Origin of the sequence: Parabacteroides sp. ASF519, assembly GCF_000364265.2 — a bacterium.
GTDB classification, from domain to species: domain Bacteria; phylum Bacteroidota; class Bacteroidia; order Bacteroidales; family Tannerellaceae; genus Parabacteroides; species Parabacteroides goldsteinii.
On the sequence record NZ_AQFV02000006.1, the window covers coordinates 6788390 to 6813926 of the forward strand.

The following is a 25537-nucleotide window of genomic DNA, read 5'->3' on the forward strand; positions in this document are numbered from 1 at the left end:
ATTTTCGTCCCTGAGGATATGGAGATAATCAAATTATAAAACCGGCAACGATCATTTATTCAAAAGTCCCGCCCTGTTCAGCCACTTACCGACTGACGGGGCTTCGTATTTTCTCATTTTATCCAGCAGGTCTTCTATATTGTCGCTGACCAGAAGCATTTCCCTGTTTTCTTTTCGGAGGAATCCTCTGTCGACCATTGTATCGACCAATGCCAGAAGAGCATCATAGAATCCGTCTACGTTCAAAAGAGCCACAGGTTTCCGGTGAAGACCTAACTGAGCCCAGGTCAGCATCTCAAAAAATTCTTCAAGTGTACCAAAACCTCCCGGAAGGGCAATGACACCATCAGAGAGTTCATTCATTTTCGCTTTCCTCTGATGCATGGTATCGACCATCACAAGTTCCGTCAGATTTAAATTGGCAATCTCCACTTTCTTCAAAAAAGCAGGTAAGACCCCGATGGCTTTGCCTCCATTTTCCATGACTCCGTTGGCAACAGTACCCATCAATCCCACATTGGCCCCGCCATAAACCAATTCAATGTTTTGAACGGCCAACGTCTTTCCCAATTCGTAAGCCTGTTCTTCAAATATCCGCTCTGTCCCACGGCTTGAACCGCAAAAAACGGAAATTCTCCTGATTACTTTCTTCTCTGCATCACTATTTTGTAACATACGTATATATTTCGTTTGTATCTGTTTATCCGGTCATCGGACAACTTACAAAGATAAACTTTTTCCGGCAGCCTTTTCTATGAAACAAATTCAATAGATTTCCATTATCTCTTTCCAACCTGCAACTCTCCGGTAGGCAGAAAATTAGAAAATGATAAAAGACTATTCTTCCGCCCTAAAAGTAAACGAGATATTACCTGGCGAATTATCCAGGTAGTTTGCTAATGTGAATTCGAGCGGATAAATATGATCGGCTCCCGCATTAATTCCATCTTTGTAAGCATTCACTACATCCAGACTCCCTTTTTGGACCTGCACATTCTTATCTTCATCAAAATAAACATAGCAGAGATCCACTGTCGAAAGCAGACTGGTTTCTTCCGGAGACAACGGTTCATCAGCCAACACTTTATCTATCGCTAATTTAACATCGCGCGAATCTGTGTCCGATTCAACGATCAGCAATCCGACCCTGCCATAACCGACAGAAGAAACATACGAAGCGCCTTTTGCTTTATCTGCATCTTTCAGTTCTTCCTTTATAAGCTTTTTCGGAATATCTATATCTAACGTAAAGAAGGTCCGCTTGAATGAATAAATTAATCCATACTTCCGAGTCATTTCTTTTTCCTTGAAAGAAACATCCGACATGATTTCGTCCAGCTTCACTCCCAGGTTAACCATCCCGACAGTATGCAACTGCTTATGAGTATAAAATTCAAACTGGCCTTTATCTTCAACCAAAGTACCACTTTGGGTGGATATATTCCCAACGATTTGCCGGGCAAATGTTTCTTGCTCTATCGGTGATGGAATATAGGTTTTCATAACTTCAGCAACAGGAGCAGATGTTGAAACGGTAATCGGATTGAAGGTATAACCAGTTAATTCAGGTATATTGGTATTGGATTGGGTTGTATGACAGACAAGGTTTCCTACATAAATCTCATCTCGGATAGCCGGATTTATAAATAAGTTGTTAGTCAACACTGAATACAGATCCTGATTGGATGACATTTGTTTAAAACGGAAAATAGGCAACCACGGTAACCGGATAACATCACTAAGTCCAAACTGATTGATAAGCAAATCACTCTGCATATTTTCCCCTATAATTGACACGTATAAATGCCTCATACCCGGATTACGATTTTCTTTCACCTCGATAGTTATTTCAGCAGAACCTTCACCTGAAGAAGGACTGACAGAAATCCACCTATAGAAATTCTCAGACATTTTCCATGGTCTGTTGGTGGTCAGCTTTATACGTTTTATCCCCGCACCAGTAAACATTTGTACTGGATTTTGACTCAGTTCTATAAAAGGATCTGCTTCTGCCAGGCTCAATTGTTCCACATCCAACGTCTCCGTTGCTTTTCCATGAGAAAACCGCAGAGAAGCCTTTCTTCGCTCAGCCCCTTTATTTTCTGCCACCTTGATAGTCACCATGCCATAACCATCGCCCGATGTAGGGCTGGCCGAGATCCAATCCGGAATATCCTGAATCTCCCACAGACCATTCGCCATAAGATCTATGCACTCTTCCCCTCCTTCCTGATTTATTAAGAGAGAAGTTGTATACAATTCGAGCATATCTTTTTCTCTTTCCAGCTTACTACAGGAAATGGATAATGTCAGTAGAAAAAGATTGATTATTAAAAATAGAAACGGTCTGTTATTCATTGTTCCAAGAATTTATACATCACATAGATAAACAGGCGGCAAGTTATAAAAATATTTTGAGAAACATGATCTGACAGTAAAATATCAACGAATTATAACCTTTTCCATCAAAATCATAGAAAGACCTCCCATCTTTTCTTTCGAAACGATATGGTAACCTACTTTTTCATACAGATGTAAGGTATTGGGCGTTTCTTCGCCGGTGAACAACACAAACTTACAGCAAGCCGGAAAATACTTTTCAATTTCATACATCAGGGCCTTACCGATTCCCTGATTCTGATATCCGGGATGCACAATCAATTTACCGACATGGCAAACATCATTGCTATCTACATACCCCCGGACCAATATTGCAATCCACGGGTATGGTCGTTGTGCCCATGGGACAAAGCGATTACAGAGACCTGTGCCAGGTCTATCCCCAACGCCTTTGCATTACGGATGTAAACATCCGAATAACCGGTATCGAGCAACAAACGGGTTTCACCGTCTTCTATATAATAACAGACTGCCGGTTCCCCCAGATAATACTGATCTATATATGTATTATTATCTACCAATACCGTTAGTTTCATAAATTTCTCAATTAAAAATTATAAAAGGCCTTATATCTCTCCCCGGCCTCTTCCAATAACTCTCTATCCAAATCCGGACATTCGACAAAGAAGGATGTTTCAAACGAAATTCCACCTTTCTTTTTTACTTTTTTCCAGTTACCAACAATCTGTCCATTATATAAAATGACCGGATAAAATATACCGAAATTATTAAAGGCCTTCGGATGGTGTTCTTTATCCATCGCAGCGGTACGATCTTTGTAACTGATAAGATATTCATCAAAAGGAGGCATAAAATGTAATACATTGCTAGCCCTGAACTTTTTGTCCCACAGCTGATGGAGAAACAATTCCTGCGAGGCAAATTTCTCTTTATTCAATTCACCGTCGATTGCTGCAATTGCCTGACGCGCCTCTGCCACAGGTAAGCCTGACCACCAGACAAAATCACTCAGGCTGGCCGGCGAATGGCTTCTGAAATACTTTCTAGCAAGCAAAGCCAATGCTTCCTCCTTATGTAATTCTTTAGCTTTAGGGGCACGTTCTTCCAATAGAGCATAGGTCGCCTTTTCTTTTCTATCTGCTCCGCTGCATATAATACCTTCCTGTTCTGCCCGTGTGAAAAGATAACCTAATTTAGGAGAATCAGGCATAATACCAGCCTTCACAATCTCATCTTCCAGTTCTTGTTTTGTAAGATGGTTATTACCCTCCAATACCTTTTCAAACAAATCATTCGCTTTGGTGTAGGTACTTTCAGGAATATCCACTCCGTTACCTTTAGCAAAGGAGTTGCACGCTGCTATGATCCGTTGCGACGATAACTTCAGCATCCAACGGATATCTTCCGCTGCTACCAGATGCCAGGTGGGACGCATCACATGAGTCCGCAGAATATCTCCCCGCTGATACGCATCGTTAATAGTCTGTAATGTAGCTGATTTCAGCCGTATTCCCAGCGCCCACTTAACCATTCTATACTCCTGTGCCTGGACAGCTCCCATCCAAGAAACCAAATCCTTGGGATCTTTAAATTCCGGACGAACTAATTGCTGACTTCGCAAACGGATATCGGTGAGCATCTTACTCATATTTTTTGAAGTTATACTTATTACGCAATAGCTGTTGCTCATCCGCATCCAACGACGTGAAATAGGCTTTCCAACCCGGACAATAATCAATGTGCCAACGCCAGAAACGACCTAATAATGACCGTGGATTTTTTTCAAATTTCGCCCGTATCGGGCATTTGCTGCAATTGTGTCCCATGATATTTTATTGATTAATATTTCTACAAATATAATTATTGTTTTCAGAATTGCACTTTTAATCTGTTTACCCTGTTTGTTTTCCTAATTCTTTCTATTTTTGTGACCAGTATTCTTCGGGGCAGGGTGTAACTCCCTACCGGCGGTGACAGTCCGCGACTCCTCTGCAAAACAGGGGACTGACCTGGTGGAAATCCGGGACCGACAGTTAAAGTCTGGATGAGAGAAGAAGACAATAACGATAGTACGACAATTCTACCGGCATAGTCATTATGCAGGAAAAATGTTGTATATAGTATTCCCTCCTGCCCTGTAGCAATATGTTAACGATTTAACAACTACTTAAATTACAGGGTTTGAAAATGAAAACGATCAAAAATTTCGGTGTTGACTACAAAGAACGTGTAGAAAAGGCGATCAGTTGTTTACAGGCAGGAAAAGGTATTCTGCTGGTCGATGACGAGAACAGGGAAAACGAAGGAGATATTATTTATTCCGCAGAAAAGATGACAGTAAAAGACATGGCTTTGATGATCCGTGAATGCAGCGGCATCGTATGCCTGTGCCTCACTTCCGAAAAATGCAGATCACTCGGTTTGCATCAGATGGTAGACGACAACACCAGTAAGAACCAGACAGCATTCACCATCTCGATAGAAGCCAAAGAAGGGGTAACCACCGGAGTCTCGGCAGCCGACAGGATACAAACGATAAAAACGGCAATTGCCCAAGACGCCAAACCGGAGGACTTATCCCATCCGGGACATGTTTTCCCCCTGCAAGCCAAAGATAACGGCGTTTTAGAACGAAGGGGCCATACCGAAGGAAGCGTAGACCTGGTGAAACTCGCCGGCCTGGGAGACACAGCCGTTTTATGCGAACTGACAAATGAAGACGGGACAATGGCACGCATGCCGGAAATCATTGATTTTGCAGAAAAACACGGGATGACAGTCGTCTCGGTCGACGACATATGCCGATTCAGGACAGAGGCTTAGTTTCGCAAAACAGCAAGGACCTTCACAAGCCCTTGCTGTCACCATCAATTATGTTGAATACCTCAATCTTCTGTAAGCACAGAAAATTCAGCAATTCCAACACGTTTAGCATTATCCACTATTCGTGTTGCCTTAAAGATTAATTTTTGACCTTTCACAGGATTAAAATGTATTTCCTGTTCTATCGGATTGTTTTTGATATTCGAAAATTCACCGGAAGCAACTATCTTACCATCTACCAGTAGCTGATAATTGGAGATATGACCACTCGCATCACGCCCTTGATTCGGAGTATAAACAAAACCTTTGATCACATGCGGTTCAGCCAGTTCAATCGCCAACTCATTTTTACCTTCCGGCAGATAATAAGTCGAATAACCGTTCCCGTCAAAGAGCAAAGACGTACGATCATCGACAGGGTTTACAACTTTATAATCAGTAGCCGGAAGATCGAAATATCGCATGCCGACTGGTCCCGTTTTACCCGATTGAGGATCGCAAGTAATGGCTTTTACGGTTCCTTTTGTATCCCATATAAACGGTGTCTCATATTTTGCAGATTGGGCAGTCGGTTCCGTTCCATCCGTCGTATAATAAATATCGGCACCTTCACTTTCTGTTCCGATGCGTACTTCGTTTTTGGCATTACGCATAATATAGGGTTGTTCCAACAACGGAGGGGCCAGGAAAGCCTCCACATTATTGATACACAACGGACCTTTCGATTCTGTAAAACTTATACGGAGGGCATCCGCCGGAGTTGTTTTAAAACGAACGATACGTTTATACCCGATCGTCGAAAGCGTATCGGCAGTTTCAACAGGCATCCATTTTCCGTCTTTCTCTACTTCCAACGTAAAAGCACAAACACGTTGCCCCAACGGGATATATTCCTGTATCAGCACACGGTTCAGAGAAGTTCCGGCAGGTAACGGGAATGTCAACGTCCCGGTTGTCACCCCATCAGAGGTCGCCCAATAAGAATCCCAGTTACCATCCGTTACATTGCCAGCTTTATACGTTCCACCACGGGTTTCACTGGCTTTCGGTTTGATATCTTTCAGTAAATTATCTTTCAAATCTGCCGTGATGGTGTGATACCAGTCGACAGCGCGTGCCGAATCGACCGGATGAATCTGTCCACTCAAAGCGACCGAGAAATTTAACAGGAAATTGGCATTATGACCGACACTACGGTAATAAAGATCCACCAGATTAGGAACGGTACGGACCTGATGGTCTTCGCGATGATGATAAAACCATCCCGGACGAATAGAGACATCGCATTCTCCCGGCAGCCATTTATCACCGTCTTTCATTCCCCACTGGGCCTGGCTGTAATGTTCTTCTTTATCGTATAAATAAGCAGACCAGTTCGTTTCGCCCGCCCAGCCCGACTCATTACCGATCCAGCGGATATCCGGAACGGTTCCACCAAAGATCATGGCATCCGGATGCTTGGATTTAATCATTTCGCGGGCCGTCTCATAGCCGTAATATTCTTTCGGATTAATGGAACGGCTTTCGTCGGCACCGCCGTACCACCCGTTTCCGCCATTCGCCCCGTCGAACCAGAATTCGAACAGCGGACCGTAATTGGAAATCAGTTCGTTGATCTGTTCATGATAAGTTTTCTGATAACCTTCCCGTCCGTACTCGGCATTATGACGATCCCAGGGAGAGAGATAAAGGCCGAATTTCAGTCCGTATTTCTTACAGGCATCCGACAGTTCACGGACCATATCGCCTTTTCCGTCTTTATAAGGAGAATTTGAAATATTATAATCGACCGTTTTTGTAGGCCACAGACAGAAACCGTCATGATGTTTGGCCGTCAGTATCACCCCTTTCAGTCCGGCCGCCTTAATGACACGCACCCACTGTTCGCAATCCAGGTCAGTCGGATTGAATGTTCCGGCAGGCGTATTCCCATATCCCCATTCCAGATCATTGAACGTATTCAGTCCGAAATGTACAAAAGCATAGTTTTCCATTTTCTGCCAGGCAACTTGTTCCGGAGTCGGAACAGGCAAAATAGGAGCTGGTGGTTCCGCGTCTTTACAAGACAAGAATGTACAAGCACAAAGGCCAACAATTAATATATTACTTGTATTCATAGTATTTTCATGATTTAAAAGAGACAAAAAGGGGCTGCATGATACAGCCCCTTTTACTATTATTTATCCCATCCCGGATTTTGAGGAAGCAAATTCGGATTTCGCTGTAGTTCTGCTGTAGGAATCGGACGTAAATATAAACGATCATCCCATGTACGGCTCTTGCCGGCTTCATAAGAATAATCTTCATTCGTATAATTAGGATATACGATTGCATATTTACCATCTTTTTCAGGTTGGCGCTTACCCACATACGTTTTTATGTTATCACAAATCTTTCCGGCTTTCCAGCGCATCAGGTCATCCCAACGACGTCCTTCACCGGCCAGTTCAACACGGCGTTCACGACGGATTTCCTGCAACAGCGGGGAAAGTTCGTATCCCCACTTGGTCCAGTTCGGATCGGTAAAACCAACATTTGTTGTCAAATGAGGCATACCAACACGGTCACGCAGCACATTGATCGTTTTATCAAGATCTACTTGCGAGATTGTACCCAGTTCAGCCTTGGCCTCAGCGTTTATCAACAATGTTTCAGCATAACGGTAAGCGATTCCGTCGTACGTATTGTTATTCGCCTCAAAAGCTTTATCGGTCGGAATAAAATATTTGATAGACTTATAGCCGGTATAGCAATATTGATCGATAAACTTAGATTCCTCCGTTATGAACGTACTGTCATTTGTTGACACGGTTACACGAGTCGGAAAATCCCAAGTCAGAACAGTTTGTTTCAAACGGGGATCCCGATCTGCCGTTTCGTTACGCATATTGTCATCTCCTTTATAATAAGAACTTAAAGAGATAGGCTTTCCATCCTTACACAAATAGCCTTCCATGAAATCCTTGGAAAAACCGGTATTAGCTTCCCATAAAGTACGACTCATACCATGTTTTCTTTTTCCATCCAAATAAGTCACCGGAAGGATTGCTTCCTTAAGATTAGTCTTATCTTCCATGACGAACATTTCATAATAATCTTTTTCCGGTTTTCCCGTATTATAAATTTCATACCGTCCGCTGTTAATAATCGCATCGGTTTCGTCGGCTGCTAACTTCAAAAGACGTTCAGCCTTGTCCTGCCATCCCAGCTCGGTATGATATCTGTAATAAGTAGCTTCATGCAAACAAGTCCTGGCTTTTAAATGACGGGCAACATCTTTACCGATACGTCCGGCAGCCGGTTTTTCGGGTAACCATTGAATGGCAAAATCAAAGTCTTCTATGATTTTATCCATTATCTCATACCGTTTGAGTTTCGCATCATATAATTCCGGAGAATCAGTACCCAGTTCTTTATCGACCCAGGGAAGATCACCAAAAGTTCTCATCAATCCGGCATATTGCAGAGCCCTGAAAAATCGATTTTCACCCACATATTTATTTATATCCGCTTCAGAACCGACCACTGTCTTATAATGTGTCATAAAATAATTAGTCAGACGAATCGGTTCCCATGCACCTTTACTCCAATTACACCAGGAAGATGCTTCAGGTGTAGGTGTGGTATACTGTCCCCAGAAATACTGGCTTATACCGTTAGGTACCTGGTCGTCACTTTCCCCATCAGCAATAGAAGTCACGCCACTAGGTAGCCAACTATAAAAATTGTTCACATAAGCTTCCAGGTCACTCGGTGTATTCCAGAACGTTTTATCATTGATACTCTGCGGAGAACGTTCCAGAAATGAGTCGTTACACGCCGTTAATGAGAGCACGGCTGCCACTCCGATATATACTATTATTTGTTTCATAATCCTTTATTTTTAGAAAGTTAAATTTAAACCGAAAGAGCAAGCGCGTTGCATCGGATACTTATAGGGGTCATCCAATTCCGGATCGAATCCTTCAGGAGTATTTGAAATGGTAAAGAGATTTTCTCCTGTAAAATAAACACGTAATTTTTCAATAGAAAACTTCGATGTAAATTCTTTCGGCAACGTATAACCGATACTCAAAGATTTCAAACGACAATAAGCTGCATTCAACAAATAACGAGTCTGGTTCTGCCCTATAGCCGAACCGCCATTAAAGCGGGGAACGGGGAATAAAGCACCCGTATTGTCTTTTGACCAATAATCCGTATTATAACCGGAAGGGACATTCCATTCGCTGGAATAACCATTACGGAAAGGTAGTCCCGGCATCATTATATCGCGCTTAGCCACCCCTTGGAAAAATACGGAGAAGTCCACACCTTTCCAGTCTGCTCCCAGGTTAATACCATAATGGAAACGTGGAGTCGAGTTACCGATTATCTTTTTATCACCAGGATTATCAACAGTGTTGTCACCCCAATCGATAACTCCGTTACCATCCAGATCAGCAAAACGGATATCCCCCGGTATCAATTGAATACCACCGGATACTTTATCCTGAGTAGGTGCATCGGCTATTTCATCCGGACTCTGAAACAATCCTGCTGTTTCATATCCCCAGATCTCACCCTGTTTTTGACCTACATAAGAGTTGCTCAAACTTCTTTCTATATTGTCAAACTTTGTTACTTCACTCTGATAATCAGACAAGTTGAAACCGATATTATAATGTATACCATTAGGTAACTGATCATTCCAGCTTATTTCGAATTCCCAACCTTTCGTCAGTGACTCTGCTGCATTTTCCAAAGGTTCGTTGGCACCTAAAACACCCGGTAAGATTTTGCCTGCAGAAAGAATATCAGACGTACGTCTCTGATAATAGTCGAACGCACCCTTTAAGCGGCTGTTTACCATATTGAAATCAAGACCAATATTCCATTGGGTAACAGTTTCCCAGGTAATAGACTGACTCACCAGACCGCCCGGTCCAACTGCCTGCGGCTGGTTGCTCCCCATAATCCAACCGATCTGTCCGGTTCCATAATTGGATAAATATGCATACCATCCATTATCCAATGCCTGGTTACCCAAACTACCATAGGAGCCTCTTAACTTCAATTCATCAAAGAAACTATTAGTCATACTTTTAAACCAGGCTTCTTCCGACAATTTCCATCCAACAGAGAAAGAGGGATTAAAAGCGGAACGGTCATGTTTCGGGAATTTGGATGAAAGGTCATAACGCCCGTTAAATTCCATCAAATAGCGATCGGCAAATGTATAGTTCACACGGAAGAAACCACTACGGGTAGCCCAGGAACCTTCGCCATTACTCACATATTTTTCTCCGGTAGCAGCATTCATCGAAGGTATATCATTCGCAATCAGAGCTTCGCGACTGGCACTAAAACTACGTGTATGTTTACTTTCCTGGTTATAACCGAGCATCACTTTAAAATAATGCTGTCCCAGTGTCTTTTCATAATCTCCAAAGAAATTGAATGCATTATACGTATCATTACTTTGCGATTCGGCTACAGAATTCGGATTTGTCCAGGTAAATATCTGAAGGAATTGTCCGTCCGCACCGTATTCATTAAATGATTTCATATGAAATTTATTATGCTCGGCATAATAATTAAACGTATAATCCATATTCACATTCATACCTTCGATCGGCGTTAATTTCAATGCAACCGTATTCCAAAAGTCATTCTTATCCGTTTTACGACTACCATTGGAAAGAACTGCCGGGAAATTGGTAAAATTACCCTGACCGGCCCAGTTCCCATCCGGATGCTTCACCGGCATGATCGGACGCGTATCGCCTCCCATAAAGTTATCACCATGCGTCTTGTCCTGATTCAAACCCGACAAGCTCGTACGGTTATAAGTCGTCTTCATTGATAAGTGCAACCAGTCATTAACATCATAATTAATGTTATTCATGATATTAAACTTCTTGAAATCTTCATTTCCGTATTTCAATAAAGAACCTTGATTCAGATATCCCAAAGAGGTATAATAAGTAGCTTTTTTTGTACCGCCACTGATATTCACACCATAATTTTGTACCGGATAAGTCTTTTTATACATCTCTTCCATCCAGTCTGTATTACCACAATAGGAATAACGGGTACCGTTTTTACTTAAATTCGGATTTGAAGAAACATAAACAGGAGAATTATTAACAGGATCATTATAATATGCCTGAACATGTTCCATAAATTCTTCATCAAACTCTGAATAAAGCGCACGGCCGGAGGTGTTATATTCTGCCGTATTCATCCAGTTCACCCACTCCATGGAATTCATATAAGTAGGACGGGTAGTCGGACCGTTAAAAGAAACGGATGCATCAAAAGAAACCTGCGTTGGCTGATCTTTGCGGCCTCCTTTAGTCGTGATAAGTACAACACCGTAAGCGGCACGTGTTCCGTAAATAGCTGCAGAAGCGGCATCCTTCAATACAGAAACTGATTTTACGTCCTGAGGATTAATCAAGTTTGGATCCATCTCCACACCATCCACCAAGACCAATGGACTACTACCGCTTAAGGCCGTCGTACCACGAATGTTGAAAGAAGAACCTGTACCCGGGCGGCCACTGGTCGTCACATTCAAGTTAGGAATGGCTCCCTGCAAACCTTGTCCCAGGTTGACGATAGGACGATCTTCGAGGACCTTACTATCTATTGCAGACACGGCACCGGTCAAATTGGCTTTTTTCACAGTAGCATAACCAACCACCACCACTTCATCCAAGGCTTTGGAATCTTCTTTCAGTACAATCTTCAAGGCTGTTTGTCCCGTGTAGGTGATTTCCTGCGTAACAAACCCAATGTAGGAGACCTGAATAACATCACCCTTTTTCACATTTTCCAATGTAAAGTTACCATCCATATCGGTAACATTTCCATTTGTAGTTCCTTTCACTAGTACAGTAGCTCCGGTAATAGGACCTAAGGCATCTTCTACCACACCACTAACTTTCCCGCTTTGTTGGGAAACGCTAACACTTTGCTTTTCAGGTGCAATCTCAGCAAAAGCACCAACAGGAACAGCTAAGGCCCCGATAGCAAAATTAGACTTACTAACTTAGTTTTTTTCAGCATAAAGTTATAATTTAAAGAATACATCTTTTATAAAAAGGGCGGCAGTCTTACAGGTAAGTAGAAACATTCACTCTCAGACAATAGAACTGGGCGCACTTTTCATAGTCATTTGCTTGTCATTATTTATATAAGTTCTGAAAGAACTCTGTCACCCCATTCTCGTATTTCCATTCAAAAACTGGTTTTTATTTCAGTGAGTAAAAAATAGTAAGATGTAGTATGAAATTTCTAACTCTTTTATAGTGATTTTTACGCACACATCAGCATTATCTGTTAAAATTGAATTAGAATATGATATTTTTACATAATTATATCACGATTAAATAAATATTTCAATATATTTGCGAAGAAAAAACAGAGTTCTTTCAGAACTTAAATCATCTTACAACTATCACACCAATTCATATAAACAGAGATAATCAAGGTTTCTTCGCATAGGTCAACAGGTTACGCCAGATAAGGTCATTCTTTCCTCTAAAAATTTTCAATATATAAATTTCAAACATAATTAACGGTTACATATTATCTATTTCACTTTAATGCGATACGGTTTTTGAGAAAATATTAATAACAACAACGCTCGCAATAATCAATCCTACCCCCAGATTACCCTATGGTAGTTTCAAAAGATAATATAGATTGACTAGTAGACGTCAGTCATCATTCGGGATGTATTACGACAAGTATATAATAAATGAATCCCCATACCCTCTTTTTCAATTTGATGCATTTAGCATCAATAAACTATCATATTGATCCATTTATAAACATTTTCATATCAGCCACATTACACAAGACAACCAAAGCAGAGGAACCTATTATACAATATTTAACATTTAATCCATCAAAGCTAAATTCAAATCACCGTTTTAAATAAATTGCAAGTTCGTTTAAAACGAGATTTTTTTCATTTTAAATGAATTGGGGATTTATTTAAGAGAAAATTTTTGTTAAATTCGGTCGAAGAGACCTCTTTTCAGAGTCTTTTTACCCTCAAAACACATGTTTTACAGCAGATTATTTTTCCAGACGGAGACAAATATCGTATCAGAGCCAAATAACACATTCATACAGATAATTCATATTCAATATCAATATTCAACAATATCAGCACAATGCAGACTAAAAGACAGTCGCAATAAACAAAAACCGACATAAAGACACACAAACATTGCTCATAAGAGCAATAAAAAAGGACATGCTTGAGTAAGGACACATACAGTCCACTGGCAACAGGGTTAATTTGACATTTTGACAAACAACATTTACCCTATAAATCAATAAACGGAAATTTACGGGCTTTCTCCATTAGCTCATATGAAAGTCGCCCGGCATCTTCTGTCTACGAATTCCATGCTTACTTCCCTCCGATTTTGATCTATGTGAAGAATGATTTTACTTTAATTCGTTACCTTTGCGGCAAATAACAGACTTTTACCATGATAAGCCCATTGACATCGCTCCGTTTTTTATTTGCATTAATGGTTTTCGGAGCACATATTTACACTATCGATCCCTATTTCGACCATTTGTTCTATAAAGAAGGATTTGTGGGTGTAAACTTCTTTTTTATTCTTAGCGGATTCATTATCGCTTATACCTATCGCGACAGGCTTCTTGAACAAAAGTCTACCTTGCGGGAATTTTGGGTGGCTCGTATCGCACGCATCTATCCGCTCCATTTACTGACACTTGGCATATCGGTTTATGTGGGTGGATATATATCGGGTGATCTTATTGACTGGATCAAACATTTTGTTGCCAATCTATTTCTTCTCCAACCGTTTATACCAGCTGCCGATTATTTCTTTTCATTCAACAGCCCGTCATGGAGTTTGGGATGCGAACAATTATTTTATTTCCTGTTTCCTTTTATTATCGGATGCCTGGGCAAAAAGAACCGGATTCTTTACCTTGCCGGGGTTCTGGTTATCGCAATCCCAATAGCTATGTACTTCACAATGGATCAAGATATAAAAGCGATATGGTATGTAAATCCGCTTACCCGTTTACCGGATTTTCTGATCGGAATGCTATTGTTCCACCTGTATGATAAATTCAAACAGAAAGAATGGACTTATAAACAGGCTTCGGTCTACGAAACAGCCGTTGTCCTGCTTTTCCTTCTTTTTTATCTGCCTGCGGGAGAATATATTCCCAAAGTATTTCGTTATTCCTGTTACTACTGGTTGCCTATCAGTCTGTTGCTGTATGTTTTTGCACATCAGAAAGGATATATATCACGTCTTTTATCCAATAAATATCTTGTTATTGGAGGTGAAATCAGTTTCAGTTTTTACCTGATACATCTCTTCATAATAGAAGGATATAACTGGATAATCCGTAGCTACGATCTCCATATCCCGTATCAACTGGGGATACCCGTCATATTAATTATCGTGACCGGACTAAGCCTGCTGTCATATTACTATTTTGAAAAGCCGGCAAACAAATTGGTAAAGAATTTATTAAACAAAAAATAATAATCGACATGCAACAAACTCCAACTTCCAAAATTCCCCGTATCGAGGTGGTAGATGCTTTACGAGGCTTTGCCGTTCTGGCAATTATTCTGGTTCATAACCTGGAACATTTTATCTTTCCGGTATATCCGGATGCGGCCAGCCAACCAGAATGGCTGAACATTCTGAATGAAGGCGTCTTCAGCGTCACCTTCTCGCTGTTTGCCGGGAAAGCATACGCTATTTTTGCTTTATTATTCGGCTTTACATTTTATATCCAATATACCAACCAACAGAAAAAAGGGAAAGACTTCGGTTACCGTTTCCTCTGGCGATTGCTTCTGCTGGTAGGTTTTGCCACATTGAATGCCGCCTTCTTCCCGGCAGGTGATGTGTTACTGTTGTTCTGCGTAGTGGGAATATTCCTTTTTCTGGTACGTAAATGGAGTGATAAAGCGGTCCTTATCACGGCAATCATTCTTTTATTGCAGCCTGTCGAATGGTTCCATTATATCGCCAGCCTGTTCAATCCTGAATATACGCTGCCGAATCTGGGCGTCGGAGAGATGTACGGCGAAGTAGCCGCTTACACCAAAGAAGGTGATTTCTGGAAATTCATTCTCGGCAACGTGACACTCGGACAAAAGGCCAGCCTGTTCTGGGCAATCGGTGCCGGTCGCTTCCTGCAAACAGCCGGCCTGTTCATGCTCGGATTGCTTATCGGCAGAAAACAATTATTTGTTACTTCCGACACGAATACCCGCTTCTGGGTAAAAGCCCTGATCATTTCTGCGATTGTATTCAGTCCGCTCTACCAGTTGAAGGTCATGTTATACGATAACAGTGATGCGGATATGATCAAAAATACGGTAGGTGTAATTCTGGATATGTGGCAAAAGTTTGCCTTCACAGTTGTACTGGTTGCCTCTTTCGTTTTATTATATCAGAAAGATTCATTCAAGAAACTGACTACCTCATTACGTTTCTACGGAAAGATGAGTTTGACAAACTATATCTCCCAATCCATAATGGGAGCAATCATCTATTTCCCGTTCGGTTTATACCTAGCTCCTTATTGCGGATATACCGTCAGTCTGCTGATCGGTTTCATCCTGTTCCTGTTGCAGGTAAGTTTCTGTAAATGGTGGCTGAAAGGACATAAACAAGGCCCGCTGGAAAGCCTATGGCACAAACTGACCTGGATCAATTCAAAATAAATACGAATTAGAAACGGACAGAATAACATTCATGACTAACTATATATTCGCGTTTATCCGGTTCAGAATTTGTTAGGTTTGAACTATCTTGTCCCCGTGCTTGACACGGGGACGCAGAAGAACCAGCAGTATCAAAAGATACATATAGGATACGGTCTGTGCCTTTGCGATCCCGTGTCAAGCACGGGAACGGGATAGTTCAATTATTTCTAAATTGGCACATTAGCATATTGCCACATTGGCTCATTATTTTTATAACTTCTCTATCACCTCAATCGGCAACCCTGTACATTTTGCAATATCGGTAATTTCCATACCCATACATTTCATATTAACAGCTGTCTGGCGTAAGGCTTCCACTTTCCCTTTGGCTTCTCCTTCTGCAAGCCCCTCAATCCGGCCTTCCCATTTGGCAGTGTCGAGCACATCGTTCTGGATCATAATCACATTCAAATGCTCATCGTATGCATGACGCTCCTGAGAAGACATCGAGTAGTATTTCAGCTTTTCCCGGGCCTCACGAAGCCCCGGTGTTGTTGTGTCTGGACGAATCGTACCGTCTTTCAGATATTTGATCCATTCGTCAAGGGGTGTCGAGGCTACTTTATCGAACTCGTTTACACGGATCAGAATGTACTCGGGAAAAATTTCAGCGGGTAAACGAGTGATGACTGCATCACGATCGCGCATGTTGATTCGCAAGCGGTCACCGGTATGCACACCCGTGAAATGATTCTGTCCATGGTAAAAATAGTCCGTACCCACACCAAGGTCAAAATAGAGGATACTGATGGAATAGACTTTCTTCACTTCCTGATATCCCTCGCCCAGCGAGATATGTTCGGTAATGGCTTTGGCTACACCGTAAAGAATGCGTTCGAGATAATGAACTTCGCGAGTGTTCTGGATTTCGACGATGATGATCTCACCTTTACTATTCAACGCCTTGATATCGACACGATTAAACTTGTCATCGACACTTTCCTGGTTACTTTCGCTTTCGAGAATTTCGAGAATACGGACCTCTTCCCGCAACATGACAGTCAGGAAACCGTTAAGCACATCGAAGTTGGCCTTCTGACGCAACAAACGTTTGATGGCCCAATCAAAGCGGATATACCGATCCTGCAATTCTTTTCTTTCATTCTCTGCCATGGCTTTTGAATCTGAATTTTTCATAATTAAGTGTTTTATGTATTACGTAGTTCACAAAGATATACATAATTCATGGATGAATAAAAATTGTTAGTACAATTATTTATTATCAATAAATGAACTAATCTGCCAACATAAACAAGACATACCCGTTTTAATTCCATTTTGTATAAATGTTTTCGCACACACATAGTAGGAAATTAAATATAAACTACTACTTTTGCACTGGAATATAAAAGTTTATGCCATGGATAAAAAAGTAATCACCTTTGGAGAGATAATGCTCAGACTGGCCACACCAGATTATCTCCGTTTCAATCAGACAAATCAATTGAATGCTACCTTCGGAGGTGGCGAAGCTAACGTTGCCGTATCGCTGGCAAATTATGGGATCGACACAGAGTTCGTAACCCGTTTGCCGAAAAATGATATTGCTCGTGCCTGTGTTATGGATTTACGTAAATATGGTGTCGGAACCTCCCACATCGTTTACGGAGGCGACCGCCTGGGTATCTACTTCCTGGAAACAGGAGCCGTAGCCCGTGCCAGCAAAGTTGTTTACGACCGTGCCCATTCTTCTATTGCTGAAATAGAAGCAGGAATGATCAACTGGGAAGAAGTGCTGAAAGATGCCTCCTGGTTCCACTGGACCGGTATCACTCCGGCTATCTCACAAGGTGCTGCCGACGCTTGTCTGGAAGCTATCCAGGCTGCCAATAAACTGGGTGTACCTGTATCCTGCGACCTGAATTATCGTAAAAACCTCTGGAAATACGGCAAAAAGGCTTCTGAAGTAATGCCTGAACTGGTTGCCGGTTGCGATGTGATTCTGGGAAATGAAGAAGATGCAGAGAAAGTATTCGGTATCAAACCGGAGGGCTTCGACGTTGCACAGACTGAAGGCCAGGTAAATGCAGCTGAATTCGAATCGGTTTGCACACAATTGATGGAAAAATTCCCACGTGCAAAGAAAGTGATCATCACTTTGCGTGGTTCTATCAATGCCAATCATAATACATGGGGCGGCGTTCTGTATGCTGACGGTAAATTATATCAGTCACGCCGTTACGATATTACTCATATCGTCGACCGCGTTGGTGGCGGCGACTCTTTCATGGGGGGCCTGATCTACGGTTTGCTGACTTATACTACAGACGACCAGAAAGCACTCGACTTCGCTGTCGCTGCTTCCTGCCTGAAGCACACCATCTACGGTGACTTCAACCAGGTAACTGTCGACGAAGTGGAAAAACTGATGGAAGGCGACGGATCGGGAAGAGTGTCGAGGTAATTGAAAATTGAGAATTGAAAATTAAAGAGAAAGATGGCTAGATTTAGTAAAATGCAGGTATTGGATGCGATGATCAGCACCGGAATGGTACCTGTTTATTATAATAAAGATATAGAAACGGCTAAACAAGTATTAAAGGCTTGTTATGATGGCGGAGTACGTGCATTTGAATTTACCAATCGCGGAGACTTCGCTCATGAAGTATTTGCCGAACTAGTAAAATATGCTGCGGTAGAATGTCCTGAAATGGTTTTAGGTATCGGTTCTATCGTCGATCCGGCTACGGCTGCCCTGTTCCTGCAACTGGGTGCCAACTTCGTTGTCGGCCCGTTGTTCAATCCGGAAATTGCGAAGGTATGTAACCGCCGCCTGGTTCCTTATACACCGGGATGCGGATCTGTTTCGGAAATAGGATTTGCACAGGAAGTGGGATGTGATTTGTGTAAAGTATTCCCGGCCGGGAATGTGGGTGGTCCTTCTTTTGTCAAGAATATCAAAGCACCGATGCCATGGTCTATGATTATGGCTACAGGAGCGGTCGAACCGACAGAAGAGAACTTATCGGCCTGGTTCAAGGCTGGCGTTACTTGTGTAGGAATGGGTTCCAACCTGTTCCCTAAAGAATCCATTGCAGCCAAAGACTGGAATGCCATCACTGCTCTTTGCAGCAACGCATTAAGTATCATCAAAAAATACCGTTGATATATGAAACCTTTTCTTGATTCAGATTTCCTGCTACAGACGGAGACAGCCAAAAAACTGTATCACGAACATGCAGCGAAGATGCCGATCATTGACTATCATTGTCACCTGATCCCGCAGCAGATAGCCGACAACTACCAGTTTGCCGACCTGACAGAGATTTGGTTGGGCGGAGACCATTACAAATGGCGTGCCATGCGTGCAAACGGTGTTCCCGAAGAATATATTACCGGTGACAAACCGGCATTCGAGAAATTCCAGAAATGGGCGGATACCTTGCAACATGCTATGCGCAACCCGCTTTACCACTGGACTCACCTGGAACTGAGCCGCATATTCGGTGTCGATAAGGTGTTGAATCCTTCAACTGCACGTGAAATATACGACGAATGTACAGCCAAACTGCAAACCCCGGAATTTCGTGCGCAGGCCATCATGGAACGCATGAATGTGGAAGTTGTTTGTACGACTGACGATCCGGTCGATTCACTGGAATACCATAAAGCGATCCGTAACACTTCGTTGAAGACGAAAGTTCTTCCTACCTGGCGTCCGGACAAGGCGATGGCTATCGAAAATGTAGTTGCTTACAATGAATACCTGACGAAGCTGGAAGCAGCTTCCGGCATGTCGATCCTTTCTTTTAAAGACTTGTTAGCGGCTTTACAGAAACGTCATGACTTCTTTGAATCTGTCGGTTGCCGCGTATCGGATCATGGTTTGAGTACATTCTACGCAACTCCTTATACCAATGCCGAGATAGAGGCTATCTTCATGAAAGCCCGAATGAATAAGGCATTGACCGGCGAAGAGATCGACAAGTTCCGCTCTGCCATGTTGTATGAACTGGCTGTTATGGATGCCCGCAGCAACTGGGCACAACAATTCCATATCGGTCCGACACGTAACAACAATGCCCGCATGTTCAAAAAGCTGGGTCCGGATACCGGATACGACGCTATCGGCGACCTGGAAGTGGCAGAACCGATGGTTCGTTTCCTCAGCCGCCTGGAAGAAGAAGGAGCATTAGCTAAAACAATATTCTACAACCTGAACCCGAAAGACAGTGCCGTAATGATGACTACGGCTTACAGCTTCAACGACGGTTCGCTACCGGGCAAGATGCAGTATGGCGCCGGCTGGTGGTTCCTGGATCAGATCCATGGCATGGAAGACCAGATGAACACGCTGTCCGATCTGGGCCTGCTGAGCCGTTTTGTCGGAATGCTGACCGATTCACGCAGTTTCCTGTCTTATCCGCGTCACGAATACTTCCGCCGTATCCTTTGCAATATGCTGGGTAAAGAAGTGGAAAACGGCGAATTGCCTGTTTCTGAAATTCCTTTCATCGGTAAGATGGTAGAGGATATCAGTTATAAGAATGCGAAAGAATATTTTGGATTTTAAGATCAATAATTTAAGAAATGACGGAAGCGAAGGTTCGTAGAAATGAATCTTCGCTTTTTTATGACATACATGATATATACCGTATATATTGTATATATCATATATATTCCATATCTTTACCAAAAATTCAAAGTGATGGATGCAGTAATACCAACAAATAAAAGAAAAGTAATCGATCTGAAAGACGATACCTTTAGATCATTATCCGTAATGGCAGCACAACAGGGTACTAATCTTAAAAGACTTATTGAAAGCCTTCTAGATCGTACTGCAGAAGAATATAATGATACGGCTATGTACCGAATGCTATCGGAACAAAGACCAGAGGGGAAAATCAAACTTAACCCACAGGAAAAGAAAGATTTTGAAAACTGGTTAGGATTGGATATCAAATGAATGTAGACTTCTCGAAAGACTTTGAAAAAAGTGTCCGGAAATTATCCGGAAAAATACTTTTGTCTGTAAAAGAAGTGATCCAGGAAGTCATCGATGCTAAAGATCTGGATGATATAACGCACTGCATAAGACTTACCGGCTATGATTATGTATATCGGATCAGGATCGGGGATTACCGAGCTTTCTTTGTGTTTCACGTTCAAATTATTGGCGATACGGTAATGTTTGAATATCTGGTATCCAGGGGAGAAGCATACAATAAGAAAATACAACAAAAGCTAAGAAGGAAAGATAAATAAAACAACCACTTATACGGGAAAGGATGTACCAACCGTCACTGATTGATACATCCTTAAATAAAATAATTAGTACTATGAAAAACGATCACTTGCCATAAATATACACTTCTGCAATGTTAGTAAAAGGTTCACGGTTACTATCCGGCAAGAGAATCTTCATGTAACGGCCCCGGTTTGTATCTATTGATGCGGGAACAGGCAATTCCAAACTATCACCATCACCGAACACTCCGGTTACCAACTGAATCCAATCTGTAGCGTTGGCATCCGGACTATTTCCTATATAAATTTCAACACTTTTCGTATCGGTGGTACCAGGACGGCGATAAACTTCTATTTTCGACATTTCTTTCGATGATTCCATATCTATCACAGCCCAATGCGGCAGAGGTGTATTTCCATCCGTATAATTGGAATGCCACCAGGTATCCAGTTTGTCATCAATGATCGCATCTTTCCCACCGCCGTCACTAGCAGTTTCGTCGGAAACGGTTACCGTCCATCCGCTACGATCGAACTTGTATTCGGCAGGGAAAGCCTCATCATACTTACTCCATGCCGTATAAAAAGTATCGATTGACTCTTCTTCCGGAATAAATAAAGAACGGAACTCAAACTCTTCACCCGCCTTGGCATCCGGACAGAATGTCGTATATTCTGCCGACGACATCCGGATAATACTTTCCGTACCATCATTTTTTACGTATCTGACTTCATTGGCTAATAAGCCTTCTGCAGCCGAATACCATTCCACCGAACCGCCTTTGTCCGTAAGTGAAATATCCTTTATACGACGGTCCATTAGGGAAACCTGATAATTCTCACCATAGGAAGTTCCAAAATCTGTTACAGACAAAGAACGATGGTCGAAATTATCCACCAGTTGTACAGTGAATGTATATGACTTCTCTTCCATGTTATCCAATACGACCTCGATGCTGTCATAGCTTGAATTAAAGGATACCGGAATAAGCAATGAATCCAATCCGTCGTTCCAATACAGATTTACCGATTTCACATTTGGAGAATTATATGTCCTGCAAAAAAACAGAATACGCTCTTTTCCCGCAATGAACGCAATTGAATCCGGTTTAGGAGCATAAATGATCTCTCCGCCTTCAATATACTCTTTATGCACATCCATAAAATCTTCACAGGAAGTAATCAGGAGAGTGCATGCTATAAATACTAATAAACTATATATTCTTTTCATGGTTTATATATTCTTTTTTAATTTATACTATTCAACCACTTCCCCATACAGATCCACCTCTGCCGGATGAGTAAAGGCAGAACCACCCCAGGTACTCAATATCTTAAGACGGATATAGCGTATCGGTTCCTGTGACAATTCAAAAGCAAATTCATGTCCTTCTTCAGCAGCCGTAATATCTTCATCCGTCACTGTTCCGCTCGGAGATCCGGAAGGTTTGACAACCAGACAATCCATCACTTTTTCCCATTCACTCCAGTCACCGCTCTGCGAAGGTGTTCCCGTCCCTTTGAACACATACACCTCGAAATCCAACGGATTTCCCCAGTTATAATACGAATCGGAATATTTACGCTGGAACATCACAACACGGCTGGGTTTCGCAACACATCCCAGATCGATGGTAAATGCGGCAGGCATGGAATTGGATGCCGAATGGCCGAAAGTATCATGGTCGTCGTCGATCAGATAGCTGTCCATCCCCTCCCAATTGGTAAAGCTGGCATCAGAACCCAATTTCATAACGACCATTTTCTTTTTATTCAGTTTTTCTTCGAAAAGCGGTGTTATCTGACCTTCCGAAGGGAAAATAGTATCGGAAGCGTTGTCAAAGTTATCCCGCATGATCATCCCGAAATAACGAGGCTCGGCTTTATAGCCGCGCAAACTATAACGGTTCGAATCAGCTTCCGAAGTCATAATACGCATAGTCTGCATTTGCCCCAGCGAATCCTGTGCAAGAAACTCCATCGTCAAGGGAGCTTTGTCTTCATTCCGCCAGTTATATTGGGCACCGCCAAAATCCTGTACGATCGATATTGTCTTGATGGCTTTACTCAAAGAAGACTCCAATGGAGTAAAAGTCACTTCCACAGGATCCGACAATTCCTGAGCACGATTGATCACATAAATATTCGCTTTATTCGGGATGGTATCGTTATATCCTTCTATTTTGATCTTATTCTCATAAAAAGAAGCGACTCTTTCCGTCTCTTTTCCATTCGTAAGCGTATAAACGGCTTTTACAGCCAGGATATCTTCCGAATTGGGAATGCGGTAGGAAACGACGGCACCACCGGCTATCGGTTCCACATTTACATCGGTCACCACTCCGGGTTTTCCCAGACTTCCGGTTATAGGTTCCAGTGTCTTTTCCGAACAAGAGCAAAGCAATAGAACCGAAGTCAGTATACTGAAATAATATTTCGTTTTCATAATTCTGTATTACATTATTAATTACCACCCCGGATTCTGTACCAATTGCGGATTATTCACAATATCAGACTCTGGTATCGGGGCAAAATAGTTTTTATAAGTAAATGACTGCGTATAGACCGTAGTCAAAGTATAATAATCCACGACCTCTTTGGCATTGACATTCCAACCCTGTATCAGACGGTTCTGCTCTTTCTGGGCTGTTTTCCAGCGGCGGCTGTCCCAATAATAAACACCTTCACAAGCCAGTTCGATTTTACGCTCACGCTGAATGATCTCACGCATGCCGACTTTCGTAGACGGTTTATTAGCCTGATTCGAATATTTCTGCCAGCTTTCCACCACTCCTTTCAAACCGGCACGTTCACGTACCATGTCCACATACTTATAAACTTCCGCATCGGGAGCATCTTTCGATTCATTCAAAGCTTCGGCGCATAGTAAGAGAAGGTCGGCAAAACGCATATCCGGAAAAGCATAGTTTTCCCAGCTGATATCATTGGCATTACGGAAACTGGAATTGATCGAAACCAACTTTTTGGGCCAATAACCTGTCGCATTATAATTACCCGGATTGGCTACCGAAGAAAATTCACCGAACCGATTTTTGGGATATAGACACTCCGCATCGTCATCCGGTACGTTCTTATATGAGTTCCCATACCATTTACCACGGTCAAAACCTAATGTCGAATAAAAACGAGGCTCACGGTCAAAATTCATAGCGGCAGTCTGCTCACCTTTCTGAATATAATATTTATGATCCTCGTCTCCGGTCCGCACATTGAAACGATTCGAATAATCATATTCTTTGTCTTCCTCAATAGGAACACCATTTTTAGAATAAAACTGTTCGACCGTCGCCATCGACACACTCATACGTGTTCCATAGTTTAAAGAGGTTGCCTGCTCCAGATAACAGATGCATTCTCCCTGCAAACCACTATTTACCGGATAAGAAGAATTTCCCCATACCAACTCACAATTCCAGCGGTCACTTACAGAACCACGCAATGTCTGTACCAATTGAGTTTCATCCGAAAGAGTTTTAGTAGCAATATAATCGGAAATCTGGTACAGACGGATACCAGCACTCTCACAAATATCGACAGCCTCTTTACAAGCCTCCGCAGCCTTTTGCCAACGTGTTTCATCATACGTCTGATTAAAGAACGGTTCCCCGTTATAATTACGGAAACTGTTATAATCCGTATTCCCGTTAAACAACGGACTGGCCCAATAGACCAAAACTTTTGCTTTCAACATATAAGCTGCCGGACGGGCAAAACGGCCTAATTCACTAGTCTGGTTTTCAATCACCAAAGGAAGCGGATCGCCTTCTATTACTTCATCCAATAATTCCAGGATATAGGCAAAGCAATCATCAACTTTTTCACGATATACCCTGACACCTTGTGTTGATTCGTTCACCGGTATATTTTCACGCAAAGGACAGATAGGGCCGTAATAGGTCAGCAAGTAAAAGTGCATATAGGCTTTAATCAGTTTAACTTCTGCAATCATACGCTTAATTTCGTACTGGTTCAGATCTTTTACACCAACAATTCCTTCCATAAAAGTATTACACTCACGAATACCTGCATACAAAGAACGGATCATGCTACCTGTACCACCCCAATAATTGATCAAAGCACTGGTAGGACTATCGGTTCCCAGCCCGAATTTCATACCACCGGAAGTACTCCCTTCTTTATTAAAGATCATCTCTAACGATCCGAATATTCCCGGATTCTCGTTCCATCCGGCCGACTTTGGCATTCCCCAATAACAGGTAGCCAGATATTGTTCAGCTGTATACCGATCTGAAAAGGCATTATCCAATGTCGGAACATTGTCCGGAACAACATCCAGATAGTTACAGGAGGCTATTGAAAAAGCCGTACATATATATATTAAATATTGATATATCGATTTCATATTTT

At 42.1% G+C, this 25537-nt stretch carries 20 protein-coding genes, 1 pseudogene and 1 riboswitch; of the genes and pseudogenes, 8 read left to right on the plus strand and 13 right to left on the minus strand.

Features of this window, described 5'->3' with window-relative positions:
* Positions 1–51: 51 nt before the first annotated feature.
* The 6 genes from C825_RS27350 to C825_RS27375 all read right to left on the minus strand — a co-directional run bounded on the left by C825_RS27350 (position 52) and on the right by C825_RS27375 (position 4187).
* Positions 52–675 (minus strand): LOG family protein, encoded by a 624-nt coding sequence (locus C825_RS27350; RefSeq protein WP_010800910.1) that lies wholly within the window; start codon positions 673–675, stop codon positions 52–54.
* Positions 676–837: 162 nt separating this feature from the next.
* Positions 838–2268, minus strand: coding sequence for a BACON domain-containing protein (locus C825_RS27355; protein ID WP_044215080.1), 1431 nt, complete (start codon positions 2266–2268; stop codon positions 838–840).
* 174 nt (positions 2269–2442) lie between these two features.
* On the minus strand, positions 2443–2709 hold the full coding sequence (locus tag C825_RS27360) for a GNAT family N-acetyltransferase (RefSeq protein WP_052334429.1): 267 nt from the start codon (positions 2707–2709) through the stop codon (positions 2443–2445).
* Complete coding sequence (locus C825_RS27365) at positions 2691–2936, minus strand: MBL fold metallo-hydrolase (protein WP_010800913.1); 246 nt, start codon at positions 2934–2936, stop codon at positions 2691–2693. Before C825_RS27365 ends, C825_RS27360 begins: the two co-directional genes overlap by 19 nt.
* A gap of 11 nt (positions 2937–2947) precedes the next feature.
* Positions 2948–4000, minus strand: a complete 1053-nt coding sequence (locus tag C825_RS27370) for a winged helix DNA-binding domain-containing protein (protein ID WP_044215129.1) — start codon at positions 3998–4000, stop codon at positions 2948–2950.
* A gap of 1 nt (position 4001) precedes the next feature.
* Positions 4002–4187 carry a hypothetical protein gene (locus C825_RS27375; RefSeq protein WP_010800915.1) on the minus strand — a complete coding sequence of 62 codons (186 nt, stop codon included), beginning with the start codon at positions 4185–4187 and terminating at the stop codon, positions 4002–4004.
* A gap of 107 nt (positions 4188–4294) precedes the next feature.
* A riboswitch (FMN riboswitch) is annotated at positions 4295–4421 on the plus strand.
* Between the two features lie 127 nt (positions 4422–4548).
* Between C825_RS27375 and ribB the strand changes: the two genes are divergently transcribed.
* Positions 4549–5184 (plus strand): 3,4-dihydroxy-2-butanone-4-phosphate synthase, encoded by a 636-nt coding sequence (gene ribB / locus C825_RS27380; protein ID WP_010800916.1) that lies wholly within the window; start codon positions 4549–4551, stop codon positions 5182–5184.
* 62 nt (positions 5185–5246) lie between these two features.
* On the opposite strand, the gene C825_RS27385 is transcribed toward ribB, so the two are convergent.
* The 3 genes and pseudogenes from C825_RS27385 to C825_RS27395 all read right to left on the minus strand — a co-directional run bounded on the left by C825_RS27385 (position 5247) and on the right by C825_RS27395 (position 12237).
* Entirely contained in the window at positions 5247–7301 is a 2055-nt protein-coding gene (locus C825_RS27385) for an alpha-L-fucosidase (RefSeq protein WP_010800917.1), read from the minus strand.
* Between the two features lie 59 nt (positions 7302–7360).
* Positions 7361–9055, minus strand: a complete 1695-nt coding sequence (locus tag C825_RS27390) for a RagB/SusD family nutrient uptake outer membrane protein (protein WP_010800918.1) — start codon at positions 9053–9055, stop codon at positions 7361–7363.
* 12 nt (positions 9056–9067) lie between these two features.
* Positions 9068–12237, minus strand: a pseudogene (locus C825_RS27395) (SusC/RagA family TonB-linked outer membrane protein).
* A 1439-nt stretch (positions 12238–13676) separates the two neighbouring features.
* On the opposite strand from C825_RS27395, the gene C825_RS27400 reads away from it, so the two are divergent.
* Entirely contained in the window at positions 13677–14720 is a 1044-nt protein-coding gene (locus C825_RS27400; protein WP_010800920.1) for an acyltransferase family protein, read from the plus strand.
* Between the two features lie 8 nt (positions 14721–14728).
* Positions 14729–15916, plus strand: a complete 1188-nt coding sequence (locus tag C825_RS27405; protein ID WP_010800921.1) for a DUF418 domain-containing protein — start codon at positions 14729–14731, stop codon at positions 15914–15916.
* A 252-nt stretch (positions 15917–16168) separates the two neighbouring features.
* On the opposite strand, the gene C825_RS27410 is transcribed toward C825_RS27405, so the two are convergent.
* A complete protein-coding gene (locus C825_RS27410; protein WP_010800922.1) occupies positions 16169–17095 on the minus strand; it encodes an Rpn family recombination-promoting nuclease/putative transposase in 927 nt (308 codons plus the stop codon).
* A gap of 223 nt (positions 17096–17318) precedes the next feature.
* Here C825_RS27410 and C825_RS27415 point away from each other — a divergent pair, with 223 nt between their 5' ends.
* The 5 genes from C825_RS27415 (at position 17319) to C825_RS27435 (ending at position 21166) form a co-directional block, all read left to right on the plus strand.
* Positions 17319–18362, plus strand: coding sequence for a sugar kinase (locus C825_RS27415; RefSeq protein WP_010800923.1), 1044 nt, complete (start codon positions 17319–17321; stop codon positions 18360–18362).
* A gap of 33 nt (positions 18363–18395) precedes the next feature.
* Positions 18396–19064, plus strand: coding sequence for a bifunctional 4-hydroxy-2-oxoglutarate aldolase/2-dehydro-3-deoxy-phosphogluconate aldolase (locus tag C825_RS27420; protein ID WP_010800924.1), 669 nt, complete (start codon positions 18396–18398; stop codon positions 19062–19064).
* A 3-nt stretch (positions 19065–19067) separates the two neighbouring features.
* Positions 19068–20471, plus strand: a complete 1404-nt coding sequence (uxaC, locus tag C825_RS27425; RefSeq protein ID WP_010800925.1) for a glucuronate isomerase — start codon at positions 19068–19070, stop codon at positions 20469–20471.
* 135 nt (positions 20472–20606) lie between these two features.
* Positions 20607–20867 (plus strand): hypothetical protein, encoded by a 261-nt coding sequence (locus C825_RS27430; RefSeq protein WP_010800926.1) that lies wholly within the window; start codon positions 20607–20609, stop codon positions 20865–20867.
* Positions 20864–21166, plus strand: coding sequence for a type II toxin-antitoxin system RelE family toxin (locus C825_RS27435; protein ID WP_010800927.1), 303 nt, complete (start codon positions 20864–20866; stop codon positions 21164–21166). Before C825_RS27430 ends, C825_RS27435 begins: the two co-directional genes overlap by 4 nt.
* An 85-nt stretch (positions 21167–21251) precedes the next feature.
* Here the strand turns inward: C825_RS27435 and C825_RS27440 are convergent, their stop codons facing one another.
* From C825_RS27440 to C825_RS27450, 3 genes are read right to left on the minus strand one after another with little or no spacing between them, the layout of a single operon-like run.
* On the minus strand, positions 21252–22379 hold the full coding sequence (locus C825_RS27440; protein ID WP_010800928.1) for a DUF4998 domain-containing protein: 1128 nt from the start codon (positions 22377–22379) through the stop codon (positions 21252–21254).
* Positions 22380–22406: 27 nt separating this feature from the next.
* A complete protein-coding gene (locus C825_RS27445; protein WP_009860084.1) occupies positions 22407–23594 on the minus strand; it encodes a DUF5000 domain-containing lipoprotein in 1188 nt (395 codons plus the stop codon).
* 21 nt (positions 23595–23615) lie between these two features.
* Positions 23616–25532, minus strand: coding sequence for a RagB/SusD family nutrient uptake outer membrane protein (locus C825_RS27450; RefSeq protein ID WP_010800929.1), 1917 nt, complete (start codon positions 25530–25532; stop codon positions 23616–23618).
* Positions 25533–25537: the final 5 nt, after the last annotated feature.

Bases quoted from the DNA above. Each gene is read 5' to 3' on its own strand.
- C825_RS27390 (WP_010800918.1), bottom strand. From the start codon at position 9,055: ATGAAACAAATAATAGTATATATCGGAGTGGCAGCCGTGCTCTCATTA.
- C825_RS27410 (WP_010800922.1), bottom strand. From the start codon at position 17,095: ATGAAAAATTCAGATTCAAAAGCCATGGCAGAGAATGAAAGAAAAGAA.
- C825_RS27400 (WP_010800920.1), top strand. From the start codon at position 13,677: ATGATAAGCCCATTGACATCGCTCCGTTTTTTATTTGCATTAATGGTT.
- C825_RS27365 (WP_010800913.1), bottom strand. From the start codon at position 2,936: ATGAAACTAACGGTATTGGTAGATAATAATACATATATAGATCAGTAT.
- C825_RS27445 (WP_009860084.1), bottom strand. From the start codon at position 23,594: ATGAAAACGAAATATTATTTCAGTATACTGACTTCGGTTCTATTGCTT.
- uxaC (WP_010800925.1), top strand. From the start codon at position 19,068: ATGAAACCTTTTCTTGATTCAGATTTCCTGCTACAGACGGAGACAGCC.
- C825_RS27435 (WP_010800927.1), top strand. From the start codon at position 20,864: ATGAATGTAGACTTCTCGAAAGACTTTGAAAAAAGTGTCCGGAAATTA.
- C825_RS27420 (WP_010800924.1), top strand. From the start codon at position 18,396: ATGGCTAGATTTAGTAAAATGCAGGTATTGGATGCGATGATCAGCACC.
- C825_RS27375 (WP_010800915.1), bottom strand. From the start codon at position 4,187: ATGGGACACAATTGCAGCAAATGCCCGATACGGGCGAAATTTGAAAAA.
- C825_RS27385 (WP_010800917.1), bottom strand. From the start codon at position 7,301: ATGAATACAAGTAATATATTAATTGTTGGCCTTTGTGCTTGTACATTC.
- C825_RS27450 (WP_010800929.1), bottom strand. From the start codon at position 25,532: ATGAAATCGATATATCAATATTTAATATATATATGTACGGCTTTTTCA.
- ribB (WP_010800916.1), top strand. From the start codon at position 4,549: ATGAAAACGATCAAAAATTTCGGTGTTGACTACAAAGAACGTGTAGAA.
- C825_RS27415 (WP_010800923.1), top strand. From the start codon at position 17,319: ATGGATAAAAAAGTAATCACCTTTGGAGAGATAATGCTCAGACTGGCC.
- C825_RS27405 (WP_010800921.1), top strand. From the start codon at position 14,729: ATGCAACAAACTCCAACTTCCAAAATTCCCCGTATCGAGGTGGTAGAT.
- C825_RS27355 (WP_044215080.1), bottom strand. From the start codon at position 2,268: ATGCTCGAATTGTATACAACTTCTCTCTTAATAAATCAGGAAGGAGGG.
- C825_RS27440 (WP_010800928.1), bottom strand. From the start codon at position 22,379: ATGAAAAGAATATATAGTTTATTAGTATTTATAGCATGCACTCTCCTG.
- C825_RS27350 (WP_010800910.1), bottom strand. From the start codon at position 675: ATGTTACAAAATAGTGATGCAGAGAAGAAAGTAATCAGGAGAATTTCC.
- C825_RS27430 (WP_010800926.1), top strand. From the start codon at position 20,607: ATGGATGCAGTAATACCAACAAATAAAAGAAAAGTAATCGATCTGAAA.
- C825_RS27370 (WP_044215129.1), bottom strand. From the start codon at position 4,000: ATGCTCACCGATATCCGTTTGCGAAGTCAGCAATTAGTTCGTCCGGAA.